At 39.2% G+C, this 24,560-nt stretch carries 25 protein-coding genes; 18 read left to right on the forward strand and 7 right to left on the reverse strand.

The annotated features are described in order from the left end of the window. Position 1: 1 nt before the first annotated feature. Positions 2-898 (reverse strand): LysR family transcriptional regulator, encoded by an 897-nt coding sequence (locus tag MKX34_RS15025; protein WP_076105630.1) that lies wholly within the window; start codon positions 896-898, stop codon positions 2-4. A gap of 133 nt (positions 899-1,031) precedes the next feature. Here MKX34_RS15025 and MKX34_RS15030 point away from each other — a divergent pair, with 133 nt between their 5' ends. The 6 genes from MKX34_RS15030 to MKX34_RS15055 all read left to right on the forward strand — a co-directional run bounded on the left by MKX34_RS15030 (position 1,032) and on the right by MKX34_RS15055 (position 6,066). Next, positions 1,032-2,261: an MFS transporter gene (locus tag MKX34_RS15030; protein WP_076296726.1), complete on the forward strand. Its 1,230-nt coding sequence runs from the start codon at positions 1,032-1,034 to the stop codon at positions 2,259-2,261. 56 nt (positions 2,262-2,317) lie between these two features. After that, positions 2,318-2,719, forward strand: a complete 402-nt coding sequence (locus tag MKX34_RS15035; protein WP_076105632.1) for an NUDIX domain-containing protein — start codon at positions 2,318-2,320, stop codon at positions 2,717-2,719. Positions 2,720-2,909: 190 nt separating this feature from the next. Next, positions 2,910-3,335, forward strand: a complete 426-nt coding sequence (locus MKX34_RS15040; RefSeq protein ID WP_036678064.1) for a DMT family transporter — start codon at positions 2,910-2,912, stop codon at positions 3,333-3,335. Positions 3,336-3,375: 40 nt separating this feature from the next. Beyond that, the gene (locus MKX34_RS15045) at positions 3,376-3,834 is read left to right on the forward strand and encodes a DMT family transporter (protein WP_036678062.1); all 459 of its coding nucleotides are present in this window, start codon (positions 3,376-3,378) and stop codon (positions 3,832-3,834) included. 202 nt (positions 3,835-4,036) lie between these two features. Further along, positions 4,037-5,716, forward strand: coding sequence for a biosynthetic-type acetolactate synthase large subunit (gene ilvB, locus MKX34_RS15050; protein ID WP_076105633.1), 1,680 nt, complete (start codon positions 4,037-4,039; stop codon positions 5,714-5,716). A gap of 32 nt (positions 5,717-5,748) precedes the next feature. Then, positions 5,749-6,066, forward strand: a complete 318-nt coding sequence (locus tag MKX34_RS15055) for an iron-sulfur cluster biosynthesis family protein (RefSeq protein WP_038570840.1) — start codon at positions 5,749-5,751, stop codon at positions 6,064-6,066. A 103-nt stretch (positions 6,067-6,169) separates the two neighbouring features. Here MKX34_RS15055 and MKX34_RS15060 read toward each other — a convergent pair whose 3' ends face one another. After that, a complete protein-coding gene (locus MKX34_RS15060) occupies positions 6,170-6,778 on the reverse strand; it encodes a TetR/AcrR family transcriptional regulator (RefSeq protein ID WP_076105634.1) in 609 nt (202 codons plus the stop codon). 257 nt (positions 6,779-7,035) lie between these two features. On the opposite strand from MKX34_RS15060, the gene MKX34_RS15065 reads away from it, so the two are divergent. The 8 genes from MKX34_RS15065 (at position 7,036) to MKX34_RS15100 (ending at position 15,908) form a co-directional block, all read left to right on the forward strand. After that, positions 7,036-7,803 carry an SDR family NAD(P)-dependent oxidoreductase gene (locus MKX34_RS15065; RefSeq protein WP_036678050.1) on the forward strand — a complete coding sequence of 256 codons (768 nt, stop codon included), beginning with the start codon at positions 7,036-7,038 and terminating at the stop codon, positions 7,801-7,803. 168 nt (positions 7,804-7,971) lie between these two features. Continuing rightward, positions 7,972-8,814, forward strand: a complete 843-nt coding sequence (locus tag MKX34_RS15070; RefSeq protein ID WP_339205315.1) for a GNAT family N-acetyltransferase — start codon at positions 7,972-7,974, stop codon at positions 8,812-8,814. Between the two features lie 35 nt (positions 8,815-8,849). Further along, on the forward strand, positions 8,850-9,533 hold the full coding sequence (locus MKX34_RS15075; RefSeq protein ID WP_036678046.1) for a response regulator transcription factor: 684 nt from the start codon (positions 8,850-8,852) through the stop codon (positions 9,531-9,533). 1 nt (position 9,534) lies between these two features. Beyond that, positions 9,535-10,536, forward strand: coding sequence for a HAMP domain-containing sensor histidine kinase (locus MKX34_RS15080; RefSeq protein ID WP_076105636.1), 1,002 nt, complete (start codon positions 9,535-9,537; stop codon positions 10,534-10,536). 95 nt (positions 10,537-10,631) lie between these two features. Continuing rightward, positions 10,632-11,315, forward strand: a complete 684-nt coding sequence (locus MKX34_RS15085; RefSeq protein ID WP_036678042.1) for an ABC transporter ATP-binding protein — start codon at positions 10,632-10,634, stop codon at positions 11,313-11,315. Then, positions 11,312-13,915, forward strand: a complete 2,604-nt coding sequence (locus MKX34_RS15090; RefSeq protein WP_076105637.1) for an FtsX-like permease family protein — start codon at positions 11,312-11,314, stop codon at positions 13,913-13,915. The genes MKX34_RS15085 and MKX34_RS15090 overlap by 4 nt, the downstream gene beginning before the upstream one ends. A gap of 143 nt (positions 13,916-14,058) precedes the next feature. Then, positions 14,059-15,453 (forward strand): protoporphyrinogen oxidase, encoded by a 1,395-nt coding sequence (locus MKX34_RS15095; RefSeq protein ID WP_076105638.1) that lies wholly within the window; start codon positions 14,059-14,061, stop codon positions 15,451-15,453. A 188-nt stretch (positions 15,454-15,641) separates the two neighbouring features. Continuing rightward, positions 15,642-15,908, forward strand: a complete 267-nt coding sequence (locus MKX34_RS15100) for a CD3324 family protein (RefSeq protein ID WP_038570858.1) — start codon at positions 15,642-15,644, stop codon at positions 15,906-15,908. A gap of 70 nt (positions 15,909-15,978) precedes the next feature. Here the strand turns inward: MKX34_RS15100 and MKX34_RS15105 are convergent, their stop codons facing one another. Together MKX34_RS15105 and MKX34_RS15110 are read right to left on the reverse strand one after the other, a co-directional pair. Further along, complete coding sequence (locus MKX34_RS15105; protein ID WP_076105639.1) at positions 15,979-16,770, reverse strand: hypothetical protein; 792 nt, start codon at positions 16,768-16,770, stop codon at positions 15,979-15,981. Positions 16,771-17,020: 250 nt separating this feature from the next. Next, a complete protein-coding gene (locus MKX34_RS15110; RefSeq protein WP_036678028.1) occupies positions 17,021-17,824 on the reverse strand; it encodes a DUF2935 domain-containing protein in 804 nt (267 codons plus the stop codon). A gap of 404 nt (positions 17,825-18,228) precedes the next feature. On the opposite strand from MKX34_RS15110, the gene MKX34_RS15115 reads away from it, so the two are divergent. Continuing rightward, entirely contained in the window at positions 18,229-18,780 is a 552-nt protein-coding gene (locus MKX34_RS15115) for a GNAT family N-acetyltransferase (RefSeq protein ID WP_076105640.1), read from the forward strand. Between the two features lie 20 nt (positions 18,781-18,800). Continuing rightward, entirely contained in the window at positions 18,801-19,640 is an 840-nt protein-coding gene (locus MKX34_RS15120) for a GNAT family N-acetyltransferase (RefSeq protein ID WP_076105641.1), read from the forward strand. 47 nt (positions 19,641-19,687) lie between these two features. Here MKX34_RS15120 and sleB read toward each other — a convergent pair whose 3' ends face one another. Next, a complete protein-coding gene (gene sleB, locus MKX34_RS15125) occupies positions 19,688-20,281 on the reverse strand; it encodes a spore cortex-lytic enzyme (RefSeq protein ID WP_256715518.1) in 594 nt (197 codons plus the stop codon). 223 nt (positions 20,282-20,504) lie between these two features. Here sleB and MKX34_RS15130 point away from each other — a divergent pair, with 223 nt between their 5' ends. Beyond that, positions 20,505-21,056, forward strand: a complete 552-nt coding sequence (locus tag MKX34_RS15130) for a YdhK family protein (RefSeq protein ID WP_076105643.1) — start codon at positions 20,505-20,507, stop codon at positions 21,054-21,056. 91 nt (positions 21,057-21,147) lie between these two features. Here the strand turns inward: MKX34_RS15130 and MKX34_RS15135 are convergent, their stop codons facing one another. Continuing rightward, entirely contained in the window at positions 21,148-22,782 is a 1,635-nt protein-coding gene (locus MKX34_RS15135; RefSeq protein WP_076099291.1) for an MDR family MFS transporter, read from the reverse strand. Positions 22,783-22,811: 29 nt separating this feature from the next. Further along, a complete protein-coding gene (locus tag MKX34_RS15140; RefSeq protein ID WP_036678010.1) occupies positions 22,812-23,240 on the reverse strand; it encodes a MarR family transcriptional regulator in 429 nt (142 codons plus the stop codon). Positions 23,241-23,497: 257 nt separating this feature from the next. Here MKX34_RS15140 and MKX34_RS15145 point away from each other — a divergent pair, with 257 nt between their 5' ends. Beyond that, the gene (locus tag MKX34_RS15145; protein WP_076105644.1) at positions 23,498-24,559 is read left to right on the forward strand and encodes a MoxR family ATPase; all 1,062 of its coding nucleotides are present in this window, start codon (positions 23,498-23,500) and stop codon (positions 24,557-24,559) included. The last annotated feature ends 1 nt before the right edge of the window (position 24,560 follow it).

Raw genomic sequence — 24,560 nt, forward strand, 5'->3', positions numbered from 1 at the left:
CTTAATTATATTCATGAGGTTTACTAAAAAAATCCACAGCAAATTTCCGGAAATGTATAGCTGCTTGCGATAAAAAGTGCTTTCTGCTCCATGCGATGCCAAAAGAGCGTTGACATAGCGGATCTGTTATTTTTAATTGAACAATTTCGGTATTTTGACTTCTTCTGCCTAAGGAGAGAGGGAGGGTGAAGGTGATTCCTAGTCCCATTTCTACTAGGGTTTGAATGGCGCTTACTTCTTCAAGCTCGAACGTAATTTGAGGTTCAAATCCAGCTTGTCGGCAAAATTCATCTGAAATTTCACGGAAATTATATCTAGAAGATAAAGAAATGAAATTCTCACCTGCAGCTTCTATCAAAGAAATACTCTTTCGATTAGCAAAGTGATGGTTCTTGGGCACAGTTAAACATAATTCTTCTTCTGCTAAGGTATGCCACTCGATATCTGGTCCGGTAACAGGTGTAGATGATATGCAAAAATCAATCGCTGCACTCTCTAAATCATTTCTCATTTCTAACGCAGAGCCAAGCTGGCGTTGGATGATCCGTACATGCGGATGAAGGGTAAGAAATTCTTTTAGTAAAGTGGGCAATACATACGGGAGTGTGGCCGCAATGGAAATTACTCCATGTTCAAGTCCAGCCATATCTGTGAGCTCACGCTGTCCTTCTTCAAGTTCCATAAAAGCTTGCTCGACGCGTTGCAGATAGGTTTTGCCGAATTCGTTCAATTTTATATTTCTGCCTTGTCGCTCGAATAAGGGAACACCTAAGTTTTTCTCTAAACGCTGTATGGAATTACTAAGGGAGGGCTGAGATACATTTAATTCTTTTGCGGCCTTAGTCATGTGTTCATGGCGTGCAACTGCCTGAAAATATTGAAGCTGAAGGAATTCCATAACAAAAACCTCACTTTACTTATAACTCTAATGTGATCTATCGATCATATAATATGTATTTTACTTAATTAATTTTCAGTCCTATACTATTGTAACATATAAAAAGTTATAGGTAGGATGGAGAGAGTCTGTTGTGATTAGAGAGAAAATATGGACCCGCAATTTTATTGTTGTTTGCTTAAGTAGTTTTTTTATGTTCCTGACCTTTTACATTCTGGCAACTGCATTCCCGTTATACGTAAAGGAAAGTTTGCACGGGAATCAGCAGCAAATGGGGTTAGCGATTACTATCTATGTAATAGGGGGAGTGTTGATCCGTCCTTTTTCGGGACAATGGGTCGATAAATTCGGTAAAAAGAAAATGGCGGTTATTGGCCTAACCATTTTTCTAATCGCCTGTATTGGTTACTTCGGATCTAATGGAATTGTATTATTCCTGGTGATTCGTTTCCTACACGGAATGAGTTATGCTGTTGCCTCTACAGCTACAAGTACAATAGCCTCGACGCTAATTCCTTATTCACGTCAAGGAGAAGGCATCGGTTATTTTAGCATGTTTATGAGCATTGCTATGGTCATTGGACCCGCATTGGGGCTTTTTCTCTGGAAAGATGAGAATATTAATGTATTACTGTTAGGCGTATGTGTGATTGCTGCTCTTTCGCTGTTATTCACGTTAGGTGTTCGGATGCCAAAAGAAGATAAGGCTAACGTTATTGAAGCTATTAAGGAACCTGCGAAGACGCGAAAAGGGCTCCGCTGGAGAGACGTAATCGAGCCAAAAGCCTTGCCGATTTCACTTGTCGGATTTACGCTTGCTTTTTCCTACAGCTCCTTGTCTGGATTTATAGCTTCTTTTACGAAAGAAATTCATCAATCACAGCTTACTGGTTATTTTTTTGTGGCTTTTGCAATTATGATTGTATTGTTTCGCCCGGTTATAGGTAAAGTATTCGATAAATATAATGAGCATATTCTCATCTATCCCGGAATTCTAATCTTCGCCGTTGGATTGCTTAGTTTAAGTCAAGCTCGGTCTGGTTTGATGTTAATGATGTCTGGTGTCATTATGGGAATTGGATATGGTGCACTTATGCCATGTTTCCAGACTCTTGCGCTTAAATTAGCGGCTAAAGATCGTAGAGGTAGTGCGAATGGGACCTTTTTCTTGTTTTTTGATTTGGGTTATGGAGCGGGCTCGTATTTCATGGGTTTAATTGCTTCTTATACGGATTACCGAATGATGTATGAGGTTGCGAGGGGAGTAACACTTCTTTCTCTTGCTGCGTACTATTTGCTTCATCATGTACCTCAGGCCAAAGCTAAGCTGCACATACAAAAATCAAATATAGACGTTGTATAAATAGATGGTCTTGGCTGTATGATATAATTATTAGAAAAAAATATGGGGAGAACTGTATGACTACAATCATTGATAAAATTGCATGGATTCATATTCAGAATGGACAAGTTTTGTGTGCGCGTTCCAAAGGGAAAGATACCTATTATTTGCCTGGAGGAAAAAGAGAAGCTGGAGAAACAGACGAGGAGACGCTCGTGCGCGAAATCGAGGAAGAGATCTCTGTTCGTATTAAAACAGAAACCATCTCCTATTTTGGAACCTTTGAAGCGGAAGCTCACGGTAAAGCTGAAGGCGTCATAGTTAAAATGACATGTTATATCGCCGATTTTGAAGGTACACTTAGTCCTGCGTCGGAAATTGAAGAGTTATCCTGGTTATCTTATAAGGATCGAAATGGTGTTTCAGTCGTTACACAGATCATTTTTGATCAATTGCATGAGCATAAATTACTTTCCTAATCCACAATTTAAAGTTCTGAAAGCCCGTTTTAAGCCTAAGAGATGGCTTGAGGCGGTCTTTTTTTTGAAAATATATGAAAGGCTTATAGGGGCAACAACATCGTTTATTTTGGTTTAGGACAGATGTCCTTTTTTAAAGGCCTGAATTGCTTTTTAATATGTAAGAGATCGAAGTTGAGGAGAGAGAGAAATGAGAGGAATTATATTTGCGTTTTTAGCGGGGGCTTGTATCACTCTGCAAGGAGTATCTAATGCTCGAATTAGTCAAGATATTGGGACTTGGCAAGCTGCGACAATTACACAGCTAACTGGGTTTATAATGTCCTTATTAATCCTGCTATTCGTCCGAGATGGCAAATCACAGGGCTTTAAACAGGTAAAACCTTTATATTTGATTGGCGGCGCCTTTGCCGCAGTCATTATTTTCAGTGAGGTAACAGCTATTCAGCAGATTGGTGTAACGTTTACGATATCCACATTGCTGATTGCTCAGCTATGCTTGACCTTCATCATCGATATTAAAGGCTGGTTCGGGATGGAAAAACGAAAGATGAGACTGCCACAATTTATCGGTATCGCGTTAATGATTGCTGGCGTCGTGATCCTGAAATTCTAAATGATCCTGATGGATAATCGATAAATGGAGGAATGAAGTTATGATTATAGGTTTGATATTAGCGCTTATCGCGGGCTCACTAGTGAGCCTGCAAAATATATTTAATACGAAGGTTAATGAGAAGGTTGGATCTTGGGCTACAACGACATTAGTGTTAGGCATGGGATTTCTGGCTTCTTTTATCATGAGTCTTATCTTTGAAGGCAACCGTATATTTACTTTGCGAAACATGGAGCCCTGGTATTGGATCAGCGGATTGATCGGAGTGGGAGTTGTAATCTGTCTCGTGCAAGGGACCAAGCGGCTTGGACCAACCTATGCGATCTCTATCGTGTTAATCTCTCAGCTTGGATTCGCTTTATTGTGGGATTCCCTCGGCTGGTTAGGGCTTGAGAAGGTTCCTTTCACTTGGAAGCAGTTGGTCGGAGTACTTGTGATTGTTGGCGGTATTCTAGTGTTTAAGCTAGGCGGTGCCCGGGAGACTCAAAAGTCGGCTTAAATCAATCCTCTAAATAGAGCTAATAAATTTGTAAGCGTGGACCCATAAGGGTTCATGCTTTTTTTTGTTATGAATAACCTATTCTCGGACGCATGACTGTCAAATTAGAAGTGATGGCAGTCACACGAGAGGAGAAGAAAATCGATTTATACTTTGCCAAAGCAGTAAATCTGGAGCATAGAAGGAAAGGAGAAATTATCTAATGTCGGGAGCGGAATTGTTAGTAGACTTGTTATTGAGGAAAGGTGTTTCAACGATTTTTGGTTACCCCGGTGGGGCCGTACTGCCTGTATATGATGCATTGTTCGATTGTGAAGGATTAGAGCATATTTTAGTACGGCATGAACAGGCTGCAGTACATGCCGCAGATGGTTACGCGAGAGCGACAGGAAGTGTAGGCGTTACACTCGTAACTAGTGGTCCTGGAGCCACCAATGCTATAACTGGAATAGCGACAGCTTTTATGGACTCCATTCCACTGATCGTACTAACTGGTCAGGTCCCCACGGATATGATTGGATTAGACAGCTTTCAGGAGGTTGATATTTATGGCATGACCATGTCCATCACGAAGCATAATTACATAGTAATGAATAAGAGTGATCTCCCACGCATCATTGATGAAGCTTTTTATTTGGCAACTACAGGACGTCCTGGCCCTGTTCTTATTGATCTGCCTAAAAATGTTATGATGGACACAACTCCAATAATATACGAAATTTCCGAACAACAATCATTTGTTTCTATTCGTGGATATTCAGTTGCTAATCAGTCTAATGGGAATGACTTGGATACGATGGCGGAGAAACTTCGGAATGCTGCCAGACCCTTACTATTGATCGGCGGGGGATGTGTAGCAGGTGAAACCCCTTCCTTATTGCTTAATTTGGCAGAACGTCTCGATCTTCCAGTTGCTTCTACTCTGATGGGTATAGGGGCGTTTCCATCTGATCATCCATTGCACTTAGGAATGGTAGGTATGCATGGAACGGTGGCCGCGAACCGCGCTATACAAGCAGCTGATGTTCTAGTTTGTCTAGGCGTCAGATTTAGTGATCGTGTAACAGGAAAACGCAGAGCGTTCTCTCCTCATTCGTATAAAATCCAAGTGGACATAGATGAAGCTGAATTTGATAAAAATATAGAGATGGATCTAGCTCTTTGTGATTCTATAACAAACGTATTACAGGAAATGCTTAATCGCTTATCAGATAGAAAGATTCCTGAATGGCATGACCAGATCAATGAATGGAGCAGATGTCCAATTCAACCATTTAGAGATCATCATGAATCGAGATTGACACCTCAAGACGTTATTCGGTACGTTGATCATGCAACTGTCTCCGATGCTATTATTTCCACGGATGTAGGACAACATCAAATCTGGACAGCACATCACTATAATTTTAAAAAGCCGCGTACCTTTCTAACCTCTGGAGGATTGGGTACTATGGGTTACGGGTTTCCTGCAGCTATTGGAGCAGCAGTTGCTTTTCCGGAACGGCAGGTTGTATGTATAAGTGGGGATGGAAGCTTTCAAATGAATATGCAGGAAATCATGACAGCTGTAGATTTGCAGCTCAATGTAAAAGTAGTTATTTTGAAAAATGGTTATTTAGGAATGGTGCGTCAGTGGCAGGAACTATTCTTGAACAAAAGATACTCAGCCGTACAGATTAGTTCACCTGACTTTGCCGCACTCGCTAAATCCTTTGGTGCACAAGGTTATCAAGTCAGCACTAAAGAAGAGGCTAAAGCCATAATCCAACATGCTATGAATACCGAAGGTCCTGCTATTATGGAATTTGATGTCATCGAAGAAACAAATGTCTATCCAATTGTCCCGCCTGGGGCAAGCAACGATGAATCGATTGAAGGGTAGTCTAAATTACAAAATAAGGAGTAGAGTATCTTATGCACATAGAACTAAACGCACTAACAGTAGATAAGTTAAAAGAGAACCTTGGGGAACGGCCAGGTGATTTTAAATTGTTCTTCGATACAGAGGGTTGTGGTTGTAATGGCGTGATCGTAATTCAGATCATTAGTGAACCCTATGCTACAGATATTGAAGTTCAGAAAGAGCCTTTTACATTTTTTGTTGATCGTCAACAGGAATCTTTATTTGATGAACAGATGCGACTTGAAGCAGATGCAAATTACCCTACATTTAAATTAAGTAGTGATGCCAGTCTGTTAGGAAATAATATTCGAGTAAAAGATATTCGCTGAGTAGAGCACTGCTACACTAAAAAACCAGAGCATTTGAGATCATCTCTCAATGCTCTGGTTTCTTGAATTTTTGTTTCCGTATTAGCTGCTTGCGTTTCGTTTCTTATCCATTTGATTTTTTCATAAACGCTATATGGTCTATTTTGCTGTTAACCAGTGTAATTAACTGTTCTGCCATATAGCTCGCCGAATATTTGAAATTGACTTCAGCCCAGTGCATAATGACACCTACTGTAGCAGACATTTGGTAACTCAACATAATTTCATAATCCACGGGAGCAGCATCAGCTTCTATCTCAATCCGCATATCCTCACGCATGGATTCCCGTAAACGGTCGAACAGTTCAACAGTCATTTTCCCTCGTTCCACAGCGGATAAGGCCAAAAACTCAGCTTTATGCCCCTCAATATATTCGAACAATTGCAAAATGGAAGGGAAAACCTCTGTTGCCTCAATACGATCCAATCCCTCATAAGGGTCTATTAGCGCTTCACCTATGCCCTGTAGAAATTCATCATGTATTTCGTTAAGCAAAGCCTCTTTACTCTCAAAATGCTTATAAAAAGTCCCTCGATTGTAATCCGCTCGATTAGTCACGTCCAATATCGTAACTGAATCATAACTATTTTCCAATATTAGTTCAATGAATGCAGATTTCAGAGCTTGGCGTGTTCTTCTGGTTCTTCTGTCTTCATGCTCTTCCTGTATCAAAAAAACTACCCCCAGCTATGATCTTTTTATCGTTCATTTATAATTCCTACTTTAAAAGTAACAAAAGATCAGCCAATGTTCAAGATTTAGACATAAGTAAACACAGAGATCAGTTCTGTTGGTTAGGCGACATTGATTAAAATTCTGATTATTGAACAGATTAACTAATGGGGTGTACTCTAGTAATAGAGATAGGTTATCCCATCTCCTAAGACTATAATATATAGCCAATTCATAACAAAGGATGCGAATATACAATGAGTGAATCATATGTAAAAACTGCTGTAATTACTGGAGCTGCAGGAGGAATCGGTAAGGAGCTTGCCCGTCGATTGTCTGATCGTAAACTGAATCTTGTACTTGTCGATCTGAATGAAGAAGCGATAAAAAATGTTATCCAAGATTTAGGCTTAAATGAATCTAACTCTTTAGCTGTAGCTGCGGATGTCTCTAATGAAGAAGACGTTCAGAATTATGTTAATAAAGCGGTAGAAAAATTTGGTGCCATTGATTATTTTGCAAACAATGCCGGAATTGAAGGTCCAGCAGGTCAAATCGAAGAGCTTAACGTCAAAGCACTTGATCTTGTATACAACGTCAATGTACGTGGTGTATTTCTTGGACTACACTATGTAATTCCTGTGATGAAAAAACAAAACTCAGGTGCTATTCTGAACACTTCTTCTCTGGCAGGACTCATGGGCGCACCAGGCATGGCCCCTTACATTATGTCTAAGCATGCTGTAATTGGTCTGACTCGCGTAGCTGCAAATGAGCTTGCACCACTTGGCATTCGTGTTAATGCGGTACTGCCAGGAACGATCAATACACAAATGATGCGTAAAATTGAGAATAATTTCGGAAGTGCAGAAGAATACAAGGCAGCTAACGAAGCTGCAACACCAATGGGTCGCTACGGTGAACCGCAAGAAGTTGCCGCTGTGATGAACTTCCTTCTGTCGGATGAGGCTTCATTCGTAACGGGTTCTCTATATACAGTCGACGGTGGTATGATAGGTCAATAATGCAAGCTGATTTCGGTCATTATGGATACTCCAAATAAAGGATTGGGCCTGTGCGTTAAGCATTGGGTTCAATTCTTTTTTATTTAGGATACCCGGATCGGATTTAATAATAAGCAATCTGTTGAATTATCTTATAGAATATACAAAGGGGAATTATTCTTTTAAGTATTGCTCAGTTATTTAGATAAATTGTTGGCGAGGAGTGTTCATATGCTTGAATTATCTCAACAGGATTTTATTGAAGTGAAACCGTTACTTACAGGTGCTCTTATTCATCCTGAAATTCTCTCCATCATCGAGGGAAATAATCCGGGCTGGATTTTTGTAGATCAACTTGTAACACCGAAAAGCGCGTTGGTATGGAGTAAGGGGATGCAAGGATTTTATATTATAGGCGATCACACCAATGGGATATTTATCAAAAGCTTAGATAGTTATGTATCCAGTCATATTGCACCGAGGATGAAAAAGCTTGGGCTGGAGTATTTTGAAGTCTCAGGTCAACACGATGAATGGGATCTGGCATTGATGTTTCCTTCTAGGAAGCTATATCCTTTTGAACAAATGGTGTTCAAGTTATTCCACAAGCCCGCTGAGTCCCTTAATAATGGGATTAGAACTATAAATCTTAAAATACAGGATTGGGAGAACTTAGATTTAAAGCACATGGAATTTGTACATGAGAATATTGATTTATTCTGGTCATCGAAAAAAGGCTTTAAGGCAACAGGCTATGGATATGCTGCTATTGAGGGAGCTGAGATCATTGGTGTATGTTATTCTAGTTTCGTTACTGTGGATACTCATGCTATCGGAATTGAAACCCTCTCCAAGTATCAGAATAGAGGAGTGGGGACCCATTTAGCGGCTTTAGTAGCGGGAGATATACTTGCAAATGGTTTTACACCTTATTGGGACTGTTCATTAGATAATGAAGCTTCCCAAAAGCTAGCTCTTCGTTTAGGATTTCAGCAAATTCATCAATATAAGTGTAGCGCTTTTTCAATATGACGGTTTCGCAAATTATTAGGTTAGGATGAACATATATGAAAATATTGCTCGTAGAGGACGATAGAACCATTGCGTCAGGACTTGAATATTCCTTGCAGCAGGATCATTTTGAAACTATTTTATGTTATGATGCAACCTCTGCTAGGAGGGTGTTGGCGGAGCAGATATCTGAAGTAACACTTTGCATTTTTGATCTCTCTCTACCGGATGGCAGCGGATATGATCTGTGTAAGATCGTGAAGGAACGGAGCGATATTCCGGTCATCTTTTTAACTGCGATTGATGATGAGGTCAATGTAGTGATGGGACTTGATATGGGAGCAGACGATTACATAACTAAGCCATTTCGGATTCGTGAGCTGTTATCACGCATTAAATCGGTGTTAAGGAGATATAACAAGCAGGCTCAGACCCCGTCTAATTTTGAACTAGAGAATGTACGGATTAATACGCTAGAAGGAAAAGTGTATAAGAACGGCAATGAAGTTCTGCTAACAGCATTAGAATATCGTCTGCTTCTGATATTTGCTAATCATGTGGGACAAGTCCTTTCCAGAAATCAATTGTTAGAGCGGATTTGGGATGTCGCCGGAGAATTTGTAAATGATAATACATTGTCTGTGTATATTAAACGCTTACGGGAAAAGTTAGAGGATAACCCGCAAGAGCCCACCTTAATCAAAACAGTACGCGGTTTAGGGTATAAGGTTGGTGATTAGGATGTTACGTAACAAAGAATTTAGATGGTTATTACTAACGATGTCTACGATCAGCCTTCTGGCGATTATAGTAACGGCATTTATTTCATCAGGGGCGATGGGGATCACGGCGGTAACTTCAGTTCTGCTTATAGGTTGTTGTTTATTATTTACCCGCTGGAGATACCGCGAAATTGAGAAGCTTTCAGGGTATCTACGTCAAATTAGCAGCGGTAATTATTCGCTCGATGTTCGTGATAATCAGGAAGGCGAGCTTAGCATTCTGAAAAATGATATTTATAAGGTGACGTTGATGTTATCGGAGCAGCGTTTGCTGTTGCAAGAGGATAAAATAAAGCTTACCAATGCGATCTCCGACATCTCCCATCAGCTCAAAACACCACTTACCTCCATGACCGTGATGGCAGATTTATTAAGCGACCCTGAACTGAACGTTGAGAAAAGAATGGAATTTACGCGGAAAATCAGTCTTCAGCTCGATCGGATTGGCTGGCTGGTTTCTTCATTATTAAAGTTCTCAAAGATCGATGCCGGAACCATTCAATTTAAAAAAGATTCAATAAAAGTAAAGAGGCTTGTTCAGAAATCTATGGAGCCCATACTGATTCCAATGGATATTAAGGAGCAACGGATCCAAATCGAAGGAGAAGACGCTACCTCATTCATAGGCGATTACAATTGGACAACTGAGGCGATGATTAATATTCTGAAAAACTGTGTAGAGCATACACCTGCTGGGGGAGTGATCACGATTTCTTTTGCAGAAAACACGCTGTTCACGGAAATTGTCATTACTGATAATGGCAAAGGAATTCCTAAGGCAGAGATCCCCTATATTTTCAAACGATTCTACAAGGGGACAAATGCAAACGAAGACAGCGTTGGAATTGGACTTGCCTTGGCGCAAAGTATTATCACTGAACAAAACGGAACGATTGATGTGATGAGTGAAGTAGGGAAGGGTACACAATTTCAGATCAAATTTTACAAGCAAGTGATTTAACACTTATAGCTTAGTGACTAGAATGTCACTTAAGAGTCACTGGAGAGTCATTGTAGACAGATATACTGATCTCATCAACAAATGGAGGTCTAACAATGGATATTTTAAAGATTGAACATCTGTCTAAAACATATGGTAAAGGCGAGACTGCAGTAAAGGCTCTGGATGACGTATCGTTTTCAATTAAAAAAGGTGAATTCGTAGCGATTATCGGACCATCCGGCTCAGGAAAATCAACCATTTTGCATTTATTAGGTGGAGTGGATAGACCGACAAGCGGCAAAGTATTTGTAGATAACACGGATATTTACGATTTGAATGAAACACAACTGGCGATCTTTAGACGCAGACAAATTGGTCTGATTTATCAGTTCTATAATCTCATACCGGTGTTGACGGTCGAAGAGAATATCACACTACCGTTACTGCTCGATCAGCATAAGGTGGATAAGAAACAGTTTGCGGATACCGTGAAGGCGTTGAATCTGGACAATCGTTTAAAACATCTGCCGAATCAGCTATCAGGCGGACAGCAGCAGCGGGTATCCATAGGCAGAGCGTTAATTAGTAATCCTGCAATTATGCTGGCAGATGAGCCAACTGGTAATCTAGATAGCAAGAATAGTAGTGAAATTATTGAATTATTAAAAATGTTTAATAAAACGTATAATCAAACACTTATTGTTATTACTCACGATGAACGTATTGCCTTGCAAGCAGATCGGGTCATTACTATTGAAGATGGAAGGATCGCTAAAGATGAGGTGATTCGTCCGTGAATATCGTAAACAAATTAACTATAAGACATTTGAAACAGAATAAGCGAAGAACATTGGTTACTATCATTGGAGTCATTATTTCTGTAGCTATGGTAACGGCTGTCGCGACCTTAGGTTTTTCTTTTATGGAATTAATGAAGAAGCAAAGTATCTCGACAAATGGAGAATGGCATGTCCAATATAGAAATGTTACTAAAGCTCAGCTCAAAGCGATAGAAACAGATGATGCGACAAAAGCACTAGTGATCTCCAACGATCGTGGTTACGCCCCTTTAGAGGGTGGGAAGAATGAGAATAAACCTTATTGGTATATCAAGGAATATAATGCAGCTGGTTTTAAACAATTTCCGATTGAACTGCTGGAAGGTAGACTCCCGAAGACAAACCACGAAGTAGTCATTTCTGAGGAGATTGCAAAGAATGCAAAAGTCACTTACAAGATGGGGGAAACTTTAACGCTTGATGTTGGTGAACGTGTCACTAGCGATGGTGAAAATAGTGGCCAACCCCTATCTCAGAATGAACGATTACGGACTGAAGAGGACACCCTGCTTGAAAAGATTATTCATAAAAAACCAATGAACTATACGATTGTGGGAGTGATAAAGCGTCCTACTTGGGAACCAACATGGTCTCCGGGCTATACTGCCTTAAGTTATGTGGATGAAAGCTTGATTGGAGCAGCCGAAAAAACCACAGCGACGGTAGTATTAAACAAGGTGGATAGCTCCATATACAAGCATGCAGAGGAATTGGCAAAAGAAAACAATATCGAGTCGATCTCTTATAATAATAGTCTGCTCCGCTACTATGGTGTGACGAATAACGATGGCTTACGTAACACACTTCTTTCATTGTCAGTGATCATTATGGTTGTGATTATCATTGGTTCCGTTTCATTAATCTATAATGCTTTTGCGATCTCTGTCTCGGAGCGTGCACGTCATTTAGGGATGCTCTCCAGCGTAGGGGCTACAAAGTGGCAGAAGCAGAATTCAGTGTTTTTTGAAGGAATGATTATCGGTTTAATTAGTATCCCCATTGGGATCATTTGCGGAATAGCAGGCATCGGGATCACTTTTATGTTTATCAATTCAATGATTCAAGATGTATTAGGCATAACAGAAAAATTAACGTTAGTTGTTACACCTCTGTCTCTACTAACCGCTTGTTTAGTTTCAATACTGACAATTTTTATATCCACTTATCTTCCAGCCAGAAAGGCTTCAAAGATCTCGGCTATTGATGCGATCAGACAAACAACCGATGTTAGGCTCTCTGGTAAAGCTGTGAAAACATCCAAGTTCGTGCGCAGATTGTTTGGTATTGAAGCAGAAATTGGTTTGAAGAATTTAAAGAGAAATAAACGCAGGTACCAAGCAACCGTGTTCTCACTTGTCATTAGTATCGTTTTGTTTTTATCTGTATCAGCGTTCACTTCTAATATGACAAGGTCGGTAGAACTCTCACAGGATGGGTTGAACTATGATATCCAAGTATATATGGGGACTGAGGACGCTCAAAAAGTGGATCGGTTGACGAAATCGATATCCAAATTACCTAATATAACGGAATATAATGTGACTAGGGAACTTAGTGTGAGTTCATGGATTGATGAAAAAAATATGGCGAAAGAATTGCAAGAGATTGTGCAGGCGGATAAGAGTGTTCTAAAGAACGGGAAATATCCTTACTACATTCAGATTTATGCACTAAATGAACAGAGTTTGAAAACCTATGCAGAAACGGTCGGCACAAATTATGAACAACTAACGAAGCTTGATCAGATGACTGCTATTGTGAATGATACGGTTACTTTTGAGGATGAGAAAGCCAAAAAAATTGTCGAGACCAAAGCTTTTCACTCTGAAGTCGGCCAAAAGCTTGATCTTTTTTATACGGATTGGGATACAAAAAAAGCGACGGATTTATTACCCGTAAAAATTGCCGCTCTAACTGATAAACGTCCCATGGGTGTACATTCAGCAATGGTTGGTGGAATAAACATCATCGTCTCTGAACAAGTCTTCGATAAACTAACAAATGATACGATGAGTAAAGATATTCAAAGTCGGCTTAACTTGAACAGCACAGACCCATTAGCGACACAGCAAGCCATAGAGGAAATGAAAGAGCGTAATATCTATGTTCAAAATGTGTATCAAAATAGACAAAATAGTGAGCAGATGATCATGTTAATGTCTATTTTCACCTATGGTTTTATTGCTTTGATTACTTTAATATCAATTGCGAATATTTTTAATACGATATCAACCAGCATATCCCTTCGTAAAAGAGAGTTCGCAATGCTGAAGTCTGTGGGGATGACACCAAATGGTTTTAATAAAATGATTAATTACGAAAGTGTTTTTTATGGAATAAAGTCACTACTATACGGGCTTCCGATTAGTATCGTTATTATGTACTTGATCTATAGATCAATGATGAGCAGCTTCTCTTATGGATTCACACTTCCGTGGATGAGTATCTTGTGCGTCATTTTGGCAGTGTTTATCATCGTTAGCGTAGCCATGTTATATTCAAGCTCAAAAGTGAAAAAAGAGAACATTATCGATGCATTGAAACAGGAAAATATATAACTATTATCCATCATTGCCGCGTTTAACGCGGCTTTTTTGTGTCATATCTGACACGTTGGTATGTAAATTCTTATAAAATCCTATGATATAATGTACACAATTGAATTGATACAGATTATAACCACGAGGTAGGTGTCAACGAATTGAGAACAATTGTCGTGATTGGCGGGGGAATTACTGGATTGTCCACCGCTTACTATTTACAGAAATCTATAGAGCATAATAAGCTAGATGTAAAAATTATTTTGGTTGAAGCCAGCGATAGACTGGGCGGCAAAATCAGAACACTAAAACAAGAAGACTTCATTATGGAGTCTGGGGCAGATTCTATGGTCACCCGCAAAACGAATGTTGCACCTCTGATTGAAGAGTTGGGTATACAAAATGAGGTTGTATATAACGCGACAGGAATATCCTTTATTTATACAGAAGGTAAACTGAAGCAAATTCCTAAAGATGCAGTCTTTGGCATTCCGCTCAGTATGGAGTCGCTTGCTACTACAGAACTGATCTCAGCTGAAGGAAAGGTTGAAGCACTCAAAGATTTCTACACACCCAATAATAAGTTTACGAAAAACGATTCCGTGGGTGATTTTCTAGAAGCTTTTTTAGGAAAGGAACTTGTCGAGAAGCAAATTTCACCTGTTCTTTCAGGTGTATATTCCGGGAAGTTGAGTGAACTTACAATTGCCTCGACACTGCCTTATTTGATTGATTATAAGAATGAATACGGCAGTATTATTCAGGGTTTATCCGCTAATAAAGCCAAATTTCTAGGAAATGGCGATAAGAAGTTCATGTCATTCAAGGGTGGTGTATCTGCCTTGATCGATTCTATGGAAGAACATCTTTCTAATTCGGAGATCATCAAAGGGATTCGTGCCGAGAGAATTGAGAAACGTGGAGAGCAGTACCGGGTAACTTTGGCAGATGGACGAATCATAGACTCCGATGTTGTCGTACTTGGAACGATGCATTCTACTGCACAAGCGCTACTTCAAGACGAAGAACTAAATGAAGATTTCAATCAGTTATATAATAGTTCAATGATTAGTGTATATTTAGGATTTAATATCCCTGATAGTCAGTTGCCTGCGAATGGCACAGGGTTCATCACTGCCAACAGCGATGATGTTCTATGTAATGCGTGTACGTGGACAAGTCGCAAGTGGGAGCATACGTCAGGACAACAGCGTCTGCTTGTCAGACTCTTTTATAAGAGCTCAAACCCTCATTATGATTCGTTGATCAAGCTATCTGAAGAGGAACTATTGAAGGTGGCTTTGAAAGATATACAGACCAGTCTCGGGATAACAGGACAGCCAGCTACCTATGATGTGACCAAATGGCATGATGTAATGCCAAATTACCATAAACTTCATCATCAAATTGTAGTATCCTTAGAGAAGAAGATGACAGATAGGTATCCTAATGTTATCCTTGCCGGATGCTCTTATTATGGAGTTGGTATTCCGGATTGTATTGCGAATGGAGAAAAGACAGCTGAGCGTATTTTGGAACAAGTAACTACACAATAAAAAGGAGGGTGTACAATCGTGAGAAGATTAGCGATCAGCTCTATGCAAAGTCTAGACTTATAAACAACGGCGGTTGTTTGTATAGAGCGAAAAATTGAGTTTACCGCTAGTGCAGTGTGCATGGGTTGTTTACAGAATAGACTTTGCTACCTTCAAACTCATTAAAAAGTTTAAGGAGCAGAGCGATTATGAAATATGTAAATGCAGATACGATTTTCCCAAAAGAATTATTAGAGGAAATTCAGAAATATATCAACGGTGGTATGGTTTATATCCCTAAGCCAGAAGAATCACATGTAAAATGGGGCGAAAAATCAGGGAGCAGAAAATACTTAAGATCTAGAAATATCGAAATCTGTCTAAGATTTGCTGTTGGTGCAACGGTTGACCAGCTTTCAGATGAATATTGCCTTTCTAGAGATAGTATCAAGAAAATTGTTTATTCAAAAAAATAGCTTATCATCCAAAAAAACCACGTTAGAGGAAACTCTGACGTGGTTTTTGGAATTTAATTATAATTTAATCTTAAATACCATATTTTTTCCGATATTTATTGATCCCATCTACAAACTGTCCTTCATACTTCACGCCTTCATCCATCTTTTTATTTGCGGCATTAATAGCTGTACTAGAAACCTTTGTTTTGTATAGTGCTTCTTTCATCATTGTCATTGCTTCTAATTGCAACTTAATCGCTTTTAAATAGATTTCATGTAACGCCTGCAATTCTGTATTGGGTGCTTTGATCTTTTTCGCCTCTATTACCAACTTAGTGTAATTGGGAATGATCACATTATTAAACGCTGTATAGCGTTGTTTTCTATTGTTACCTGTATCTATTCTGTTCTTTACATATGCCTCAGAGGCAATTTCGTCAAATTTAAAAATCGCTGCTATTTGATTAGAATAGGTTGTGAAATCTATTACTTCTTGTGGCGTTTTCATCTTTTCTTCATAATCTGCCTCAGATAGAACGGTAATAGGGAATCTTTCTTCAGACCAACCAGGAATGTTGAAGACTACTTCTGCAGAACCTTCTTGAACTCCTGTAATAATATAATCTGAGTAACCATCCAATTCAATGGTAAGTATAGATTCATCAGAAACTTCAGGTGTCAATTTTGCATATGTAAGACTGGTCATTTCGGCTAGTAAGCGAACTTTTATTTTTGTGGTTCCACCCACGGGAATAACATCACTAGACAAAGTAATACTCGCTTCGTTGAGCAATTTCTTATCAGCAGCAAACACAGTGGATGGCATTAATAGAGCAATAACCATAGTGCATAGTATCAAATATCGACCAAACCTTTTCATTTTCAATCATCCTTATCTATTGATTTTGTATTTACTGGTAGCAATCCCGTATTCCATAAACTTACTATTCCTCCCTGAGTTTTACTATAAAGTGTTTTTTCTCAAATACCAACTACTTTTTGTGCTTTAAATCTCTATACATCGATTGGGAATGGATTACTGAATTAATGAAGTCAAATATAAAGATAGATAGGGCGACAACCTGTATTTTTTGATACAAGTTGTCGCCCTATCCATTAAATATGTAATGCTATACGATTTGTTTATTCATATTCAAAGAGGCTTCAAATGCATCAATTATATACAGGAATCGTTCTGCTTCTCGGAATACATGATCCGCAAGCAATGGATGGATGATGCTCTTTATTCGACATTCCTCAATAAGATCTCGTGCCGTTTTCTTAAAGTCACGGAGAGATTTAACTGAGACTTTATTCTCGTCAAGTTGCTGACTGAGCAGGGGTTTGGTTTGGGATTGAGGACGCATGGAGCTAAGATCAATAGCTTGATACAGCAAAACATCAAAGTCATGGCTGAAATTTCTTGCTTGTTCAACAAGTTGACGTTCAGAGGGGTCCAATAAATGACCAATGAATTTAGCATGGTCTGCCATTATACGTAGGAAGAATACATTTTCATTAATAATTGCGTCTGGTAAAGGATCTAACCTACCCTGATTCAGTTCTTCCAGTCGATTTCGAAAATAGTTGGCTTCCCTACTGACATGATCCACTAATAAGGGGAAGTTCGTTCCGCCTGGAAGCTTACATTGTAGAATTAGACCTAGTATTTTTCTTTTGAACGCCCAGATATGTGAAGCTGCACTATGAACTTCCTCATTAAACTTCCGTATTACTGCTGGATCAGAATCCACAGTAAATCCGAGTGATCTATTCTCTATGGCTTCGAATGTGGCATAGAAATGGTTTGCTTCATTAATTAGTTGCGTGTCTTCACAACGAAACCCTAATTTAAGAAAAAAAGAGTGTTCTTTCATGATTCGTGACCAGAATCGTATTTCATCTAGAGATCTCGAAACAAAAGGATCCGGCATATCTGAGCACACCTCCCATTTTTATACAATTATAATATGCTAGAGGTTTGTACTATATCCGCAGAAGTTAAGGCGAGTCGAGTATATAGAAGTACAGGTACGCTTAACTTAATTATCAAATATAAATGGTGACATTATATAAAAATTAATTCTAATCGAATATGGCATATAACTAGAGCGAGGTCGTAATTATACTGAGAAAAGAAGTAATTATTGAGAAGAAATTGTGGGGGATGATGGAGATTAAGTTTGTTCCTGAACCGTTGAAGATAAAAAGTTATTCTGCCATAATATTTTAACGGAAAGTACTTACAGAGTATACAAAAGATAATTATACAGAATGTTATTTGAGTGATCTCCATTAATATATTCGAAAATTCGATAGAAGGTAGGAAGGTAACGATATGAATATCACAATCACCTTAACTGATAGTGCCTCGAAGTTTATTATTAACAACCTCTACCCACTATACTTACACGATCTATCAGAAATATGGGGGACGATTCCTAATCAATACGGGGTATTCGCGGAGGACGAGACACAGACACTGAAGGAACAGAATAAAGTCTTCGACATTTGGTGGGAGAAAGCTGGCGTTTTGTATCCTTATTTAATAAAAGAAAATGATATTCCAGTAGGGTTTGCATTAGTTGCTACACCGCCTTACACACCGTCTGCTTGTGAATTCTATTTGAATGAATTTTTTATTCTACGGCCCTTCCGTGGTAAGGGAATTGCTGAATATGCAGCTAAGGAAGTCTTTAAGCTTCATTTGGGTAACTGGGAGTTGCAAACAAATCCCACGGGCACAAATGGGAGAGCACAGCATTTTTGGAGGAAAACTTTAAAAGAATACACTGGTGATAGTTATTTAGAGGAATGCGGGAAGTCATATGATGATGAATTAAAGATGATTTTTACATTTAGTAACCAATCAAAATTATCGAATCCATAAAAGGGGATTATTTCGAAGTTATGTTTAAGAATTCATTCCTAAAAGCGAAAGCTTATAAGTACAGTTCTTTGCAATATTTGGATGTTGAAGAGCTGGAACTACAGGCGCCTGAGGATATTCTTATTGATGAACCTGGTGTGTTTATATTATGTAAATCGGTTGATGAGGGTCATAATATTCACTGGGCTGCCGAGTCTACAGAATTATTTAGGACTGCACTAATAGATCTGACCAGTAAGTTTATTCAATTACCTGTGGGTGGAACTCATAGAATGTATATCGAATTTATACATCCAGATCTCATGCCAGTTATGGAGTCTTTGGGGTTCAAGATAGTTAGTCAGTTTATTGATTTCTGGAATGAGGATATCTCAAAGAAGATCACCGATCAAGCAGAATCACCATTCATAAGAAACATTGAGCCTAAAGACTATTTACAGGTTAGTATGATCACCAAAGCATGTATAAATCTTTCAAGAGGTTTCTATGGTGAAGAGTTGGATTTCATACAAACATGGAATGAATCGGATCATTCTTGTATTCTTGTAGCAGAATTGAATAAAAGCATTGTTGGAGTATGTTTATTGAACATCTACGGATTTGAAAATGAAAAGGGACCTGTGTTATGGCTTAGAGAATTAGCTGTAGATCCGAAATATCATAACCAAGGTATCGGACATAAGTTAGCTGTTGAAGGTATACGCTGGGGGAATAACAACGGCGCTAAGCGGAGTTTTCTAGCAGCAGATAAAGAAAATCGAAATGCGATCAGAATCTATAATAAATTGGGGTATAACCATAAGGACGAAGTAGGGCAGATTAATATGGCTTTAGTGCTTGGAATTGAAGAGCCGATCTAACTATCATAGTTAGATCGGCTTTTGTTGATCTTAGCTATTTGATGCGTTTAACTCGCAAATATATGCTTACCAATTTTCAAGTTTTGCGGACGTGACCAGATCCATGCACTTGTTGCTGTATCCGGATTGAAATAATAGATTGAATGGTTTGTGGGGTCCCAACCCCGAACAGCATCAAGAGCAGCTAAATAAGCTGTCTGATTTGGTGTAAGCCAATACTGGCCGTCAGATACGGCTGTGAAAGCTCCTTTTTGGAATACAACTTCTTTAATATTATTAGGAAATTGACTTGATTGTATACGATTCATGACTACTGCACCCACTGCAACTTGTCCTACATAAGGCTCACCGCGAGACTCACTGTAGATAACTTTAGCCAAAATATCCATTTCATTAATATTAAGCGTGTGTTTTTTTAAAATATTCCAAGTTTTTGTCCCCGAAATTCCATCAGCGCTTATTCCATAGGCCTTTTGAAAACTAGTAACCGCTGCTTTCGTTTGTGATCCGTATACCCCATCTAAGGGCTCAGTATAGAAATCAAGGGTTTTTAATCTATATTGTAGATCCCATACATCTCCTGAAGAACTTCCTATGGTTAATACCGGAGCTGCATTAGCAGAACCGATCATAGTAGCCATGCTCACCAGACCCAAAAGAAGCAACAAAGTGAATATTTTAGTCTTCATTATAGTAGCCTCCTTTCAGAAAACATTATAAATATAGTTTAATCATTGAGACAACACTCATTTAATGGAAAATAAATTACTGTTTTACAAACTGTGAACTCTTAGTTCCGTTTGTGATTTTCTGAAATGGGTAAAATAATACTTATAGGCAGATAAAATTTCGGAGGTCTTTTATATGAAAAAGCAATTATTTCTACTAGTCGTTGCAGCTGCTTTCAGCTTAAGTGCTTGTAGTAATGACAATAGCTATGGCAATCAAATGTCTTCTAACGATACACAAATGGAACATAACTCACATTCAAGTTCAGGTGAAGTTCCAAAAGATCTGCGGGTAGCGGAGAACCCTACTTACAAAGTAGGAAGTGAAGCTGTGATCCAAACTGACCATATGGAAGGGATGAAGGGAGCCATTGCGACAATTGTGGGAGCTTATGAGACGACAGCATATAATGTTTCCTATAGACCTACTACAGGAGGTCAGCCGGTCACAAATCATAAGTGGATTATTCATGAAGAAATAAAAGAAGCAGATGATATATCCTATCAACCAGGCTCAGAGGTTATTATGGAATCTGATCATATGAAGGATATGAAGGGTGCAACGGCTCAGATTAACTCAGCAGAAAAAACCACTGTCTATATGATTAATTACAAACCTACTACGGGTGGAGATGAAGTGAAAAATCATAAGTGGGTAACAGAAGATGAGCTTTCACCTGTAAAATAATAGATCAACACAAAAACTGCAACTTACTCAGTTACGCATGAGTACGTTGCAGTTTTTGTTGTTTTATAGTCAGCTTCAAAGTAATTTGCGGTTAGGCTTTATCCACTGCAAGTTTTGAAGATTTCATGTTTGACGGGTCCTGTTCAGCTTCTTCAGGAACTGGCATTTGGTTAGAAGTACGAAGTGGAAGCTCCTTCAGGAAGAAGACAAGCACGAAAGCTACAACAAGCACAATGGTCCCGGTTAAGAACACGGATGACAATGTCTGTCCTAAAGCGTCACGGATACCCTCAATCATTTGTAAGAAGATAGGCTGTACATCGGTTGGCAGACTAGCTTGAGTCTGTTCAAGCAATGGTTTGTTCATTAATGCCTGTGGATTAGCGAAGGAGAGCATTTGCTCAGCAAGTTTTGGATCTATCTGTGTGAAATCCGGTGCTGATGACGATTGCAGAGCTTCCTTCAAGTTTTTGGTAAGACTATTTGACATAACGGTACCCATGACTGCGATACCGATCGTACCGCCTAAATTACGGAATAATTGTGAGGAGGCCGTTACTACACCCAGTTCTGTGTGTGAAACCGCATTTTGAGTAGCTAGTGAGAATACTGGCATTCCCAATCCTAACCCAAGACCAAACACAATCATACTTAGGACAGCCATCGGTACATTATTCATAAATACCATAATTGTCATACCAGCAATCATAATGGGTATTCCAATTAATGCGTAACGTTTATACTTCCCTTTTTTCGCCATCTTTTGTCCGGTAAGGGCACTGGCTACAACCATAACGATCGACATTGGCATAGTAACATACCCTGCATATGTCGCGGAGATCCCCAGAACACCTTGTACGAAGAAGGAAAGATAGATCATAGCTCCCATCATACCGAAGTTCATAATAAAACCAATAATATTAGATATGGTAACTACGCTATTCTTAAATAGATGAAGCGGAAGAATTGGATTTTTAGCTTTGGATTCGACCAAAATAAAGAGAAGTGCCGAAACGACCGTTCCCGCCAACAGGCCGAGAATTTGCGAAGAACCCCAATCATATTCTGTACCTGCCCAGGTGAAGGCAAGCAGTAGAGGCACGATGGTAGTTGTCATTAGCAAGGAACCTAAATAGTCTATGCTTGTTGACTCCCCGCGTTTGCCTTTAGGAAATAAGGTAAGAATCATCACGAAGGCTACTACACCAAGCGGTAGGAAGATCCAGAACAGCCAATGCCAATCCATATTGTCAATCAAAAAGCCTCCAAGCGTTGGTCCAAGCACACTGGAGAAGCCGAATACTGCCATCATCAACCCCATCCATTTACCACGTTCACGCGGAGGGAATAAGTCACCTACGGCAGTAAATGCGGTGGATTGAATAATACCTGCACCTACCCCTTGAATCCCACGGTAAATGATAAATTGATAAACATCGGAAGATGTACCTGTCAGAAAAGCCCCAACCATAAATAAGAGAATACCTGCTAATAGAAAGGGTTTACGTCCGAACATATCAGATAACTTACCGACAAGAACGGTTGCTATTGTTGATGTTAATAAGTAAATGTTAATAGTCCAAGTATAGTAATCCATGCCATCAAGAATTGCGATTATACGCGGCATAGCAGTACTTGTAATTGTCTGATTAATCGCTGCGAACAGCATTGCAGCCATTATTGCTATCATAATACTAAGTTTTCGTTTGCTGGATAAATGTTCCATTTGATTGTTTCCCCGCCACTTTTTAAATTTTATCTCTTGTCTAAATCAGAAATTATTACTGCGAAAATTCTTCTTAAATGCTCAATATCCTCATCGGGCAGTATCTTAAAGTAAGATTCCATAAGTTCTTGATGGCGTTCCTGCACCTCTTTAATCGTTGCTTCTCCTTTCTGCGTAATGGTGATGTGTACAACCCTTCGATCATCTTTGGCGCGTTCCTTATTTACGTAATCTTCAGCGATTAATTGGTCTGTTACGCCTGTAATTGCTGCTGAGGTAATACCCAGAGCTGCAGCAATCTGTGATACGTTTTGTGGACCGTTCTTAGATAAAGTCCTGAGGGTTTTGAACTGTGTAATATTTAAGGGGTAGTCTTGTTTGTTCCAATCTTGGGAGATTCCTTTTAAAAAGGATTTGAACATAGTAGAAATCTGAAGAAAATCTTCATTATTAGCCAAATCACGCCTCCTAAAGTTATGAAATAGGGCGGAATAAGTAATTCCATTAAATTTTAGATAACAACTAAATGATTAACTACTTAATTATTAAAGCGTGAAACAATATATCATCCTTTTTTATATCTCGTCAAGAAAAGGTTTGTTTTTTTCGAATGAAATAGAGTGTTGTTGTTGAAGTTCGTTCCTGAGCTAATGAATTATTTGTTATACTGTGTATAGTTATCTTTATTATTATTTCATTAAAAAGGAGCATTTATTTGAATCTAGCAACTCCTGTAACACCTATTCAACTTATGCAAGTACTTCTAAACGTTTCTGTGATTCGCCCTGTTTTTATCTGGGGGGCGCCTGGTATTGGGAAATCTTCGCTAGTAGAAGCTTTTGCTGATCAGGTGGGTCTTCCTTGTGTGTCACTATTAGGTTCTCAATTAGCACCTGAAGACATCATTGGAGTCCCGCAAATCGTTAACGGTAAGAGCCAATTCTGTCCTCCAAAAATGATTGCTCGGGATGAACCATATTGTTTGTTCCTAGACGAGCTTAATGCCTGTTCTCAAGAGGTGCAAAAAGCTTTTTATAGTCTCATCCACGAACGCCGCATCGGCGATTATCACCTACCTGAGGGCTCTATAGTAATAGGAGCTGGTAACCGTGCACAAGATAGTGCAATTGTTAAACCTATGTCCTCCGCGCTTATCAATCGGATGTTCCATATACAGTTAAATGTATCGTTTCAGAATTGGATCTCTTGGGCATATGAGCATAGCATTCATCCTATGGTTATTGAATATCTGGAATTGCGTCCCGATCATTTGTGGAGTGCACCTCCAAAGACTGAAGAGCCTTTCTCCACGCCACGCTCTTGGCATATGCTTAGTGATGCACTACATGAGTTTGGCGATGATGTAAATGTGGATACCGTGGGGATTTTAGCGAATGGCTCACTGACACCTTCTCACGCCACACAATTCAGGGCTTTTTATAAAAATCTAACTGGAAAATATGAACTTAATCAAATTATAGATGGTAAATCCTCATTTCCAACGGCTCCAGAAGATCGGGATCTCCTGTATTTTCTGGCGCAATCCTTGCGTGCCCAGATTATCAAAGAACTCCCTCCGATTAAAGATAACGTACGAGATGGACATCGCCAATTTGCACATACGGTTAAAAAGCTGATTAAAGACCTGTCCGTCATTAGCTTTGAAATTGCACAGCTAGTAGTTGCTAAGCAGGAGCAAAGTGATAATATTCCAGATTGGTTAATGGTTGAAATTGTACGTGATTTACCACGTCTTGCAATAAAAGAGCGGGGGTAAA

Origin of the sequence: Paenibacillus sp. FSL R5-0636 (assembly GCF_037974255.1) — a bacterium.
GTDB classification, from domain to species: Bacteria; Bacillota; Bacilli; order Paenibacillales; family Paenibacillaceae; genus Paenibacillus_AQ; species Paenibacillus_AQ odorifer.

Excerpts from the sequence above, each read along its gene's own strand:
- ilvB (WP_076105633.1), top strand. The coding sequence starts at position 4,037 with ATGTCGGGAGCGGAATTGTTAGTAGACTTGTTATTGAGGAAAGGTGTT.
- MKX34_RS15130 (WP_076105643.1), top strand. The coding sequence starts at position 20,505 with ATGAAAAAGCAATTATTTCTACTAGTCGTTGCAGCTGCTTTCAGCTTA.
- MKX34_RS15075 (WP_036678046.1), top strand. The coding sequence starts at position 8,850 with ATGAAAATATTGCTCGTAGAGGACGATAGAACCATTGCGTCAGGACTT.
- MKX34_RS15115 (WP_076105640.1), top strand. The coding sequence starts at position 18,229 with ATGAATATCACAATCACCTTAACTGATAGTGCCTCGAAGTTTATTATT.
- MKX34_RS15055 (WP_038570840.1), top strand. The coding sequence starts at position 5,749 with ATGCACATAGAACTAAACGCACTAACAGTAGATAAGTTAAAAGAGAAC.
- MKX34_RS15045 (WP_036678062.1), top strand. The coding sequence starts at position 3,376 with ATGATTATAGGTTTGATATTAGCGCTTATCGCGGGCTCACTAGTGAGC.
- MKX34_RS15035 (WP_076105632.1), top strand. The coding sequence starts at position 2,318 with ATGACTACAATCATTGATAAAATTGCATGGATTCATATTCAGAATGGA.
- MKX34_RS15120 (WP_076105641.1), top strand. The coding sequence starts at position 18,801 with ATGTTTAAGAATTCATTCCTAAAAGCGAAAGCTTATAAGTACAGTTCT.
- MKX34_RS15105 (WP_076105639.1), bottom strand. The coding sequence starts at position 16,770 with ATGAAAAGGTTTGGTCGATATTTGATACTATGCACTATGGTTATTGCT.
- MKX34_RS15080 (WP_076105636.1), top strand. The coding sequence starts at position 9,535 with ATGTTACGTAACAAAGAATTTAGATGGTTATTACTAACGATGTCTACG.
- MKX34_RS15065 (WP_036678050.1), top strand. The coding sequence starts at position 7,036 with ATGAGTGAATCATATGTAAAAACTGCTGTAATTACTGGAGCTGCAGGA.
- sleB (WP_256715518.1), bottom strand. The coding sequence starts at position 20,281 with ATGGCTACTATGATCGGTTCTGCTAATGCAGCTCCGGTATTAACCATA.
- MKX34_RS15135 (WP_076099291.1), bottom strand. The coding sequence starts at position 22,782 with ATGGAACATTTATCCAGCAAACGAAAACTTAGTATTATGATAGCAATA.
- MKX34_RS15085 (WP_036678042.1), top strand. The coding sequence starts at position 10,632 with ATGGATATTTTAAAGATTGAACATCTGTCTAAAACATATGGTAAAGGC.
- MKX34_RS15040 (WP_036678064.1), top strand. The coding sequence starts at position 2,910 with ATGAGAGGAATTATATTTGCGTTTTTAGCGGGGGCTTGTATCACTCTG.
- MKX34_RS15025 (WP_076105630.1), bottom strand. The coding sequence starts at position 898 with ATGGAATTCCTTCAGCTTCAATATTTTCAGGCAGTTGCACGCCATGAA.
- MKX34_RS15100 (WP_038570858.1), top strand. The coding sequence starts at position 15,642 with ATGAAATATGTAAATGCAGATACGATTTTCCCAAAAGAATTATTAGAG.
- MKX34_RS15110 (WP_036678028.1), bottom strand. The coding sequence starts at position 17,824 with ATGCCGGATCCTTTTGTTTCGAGATCTCTAGATGAAATACGATTCTGG.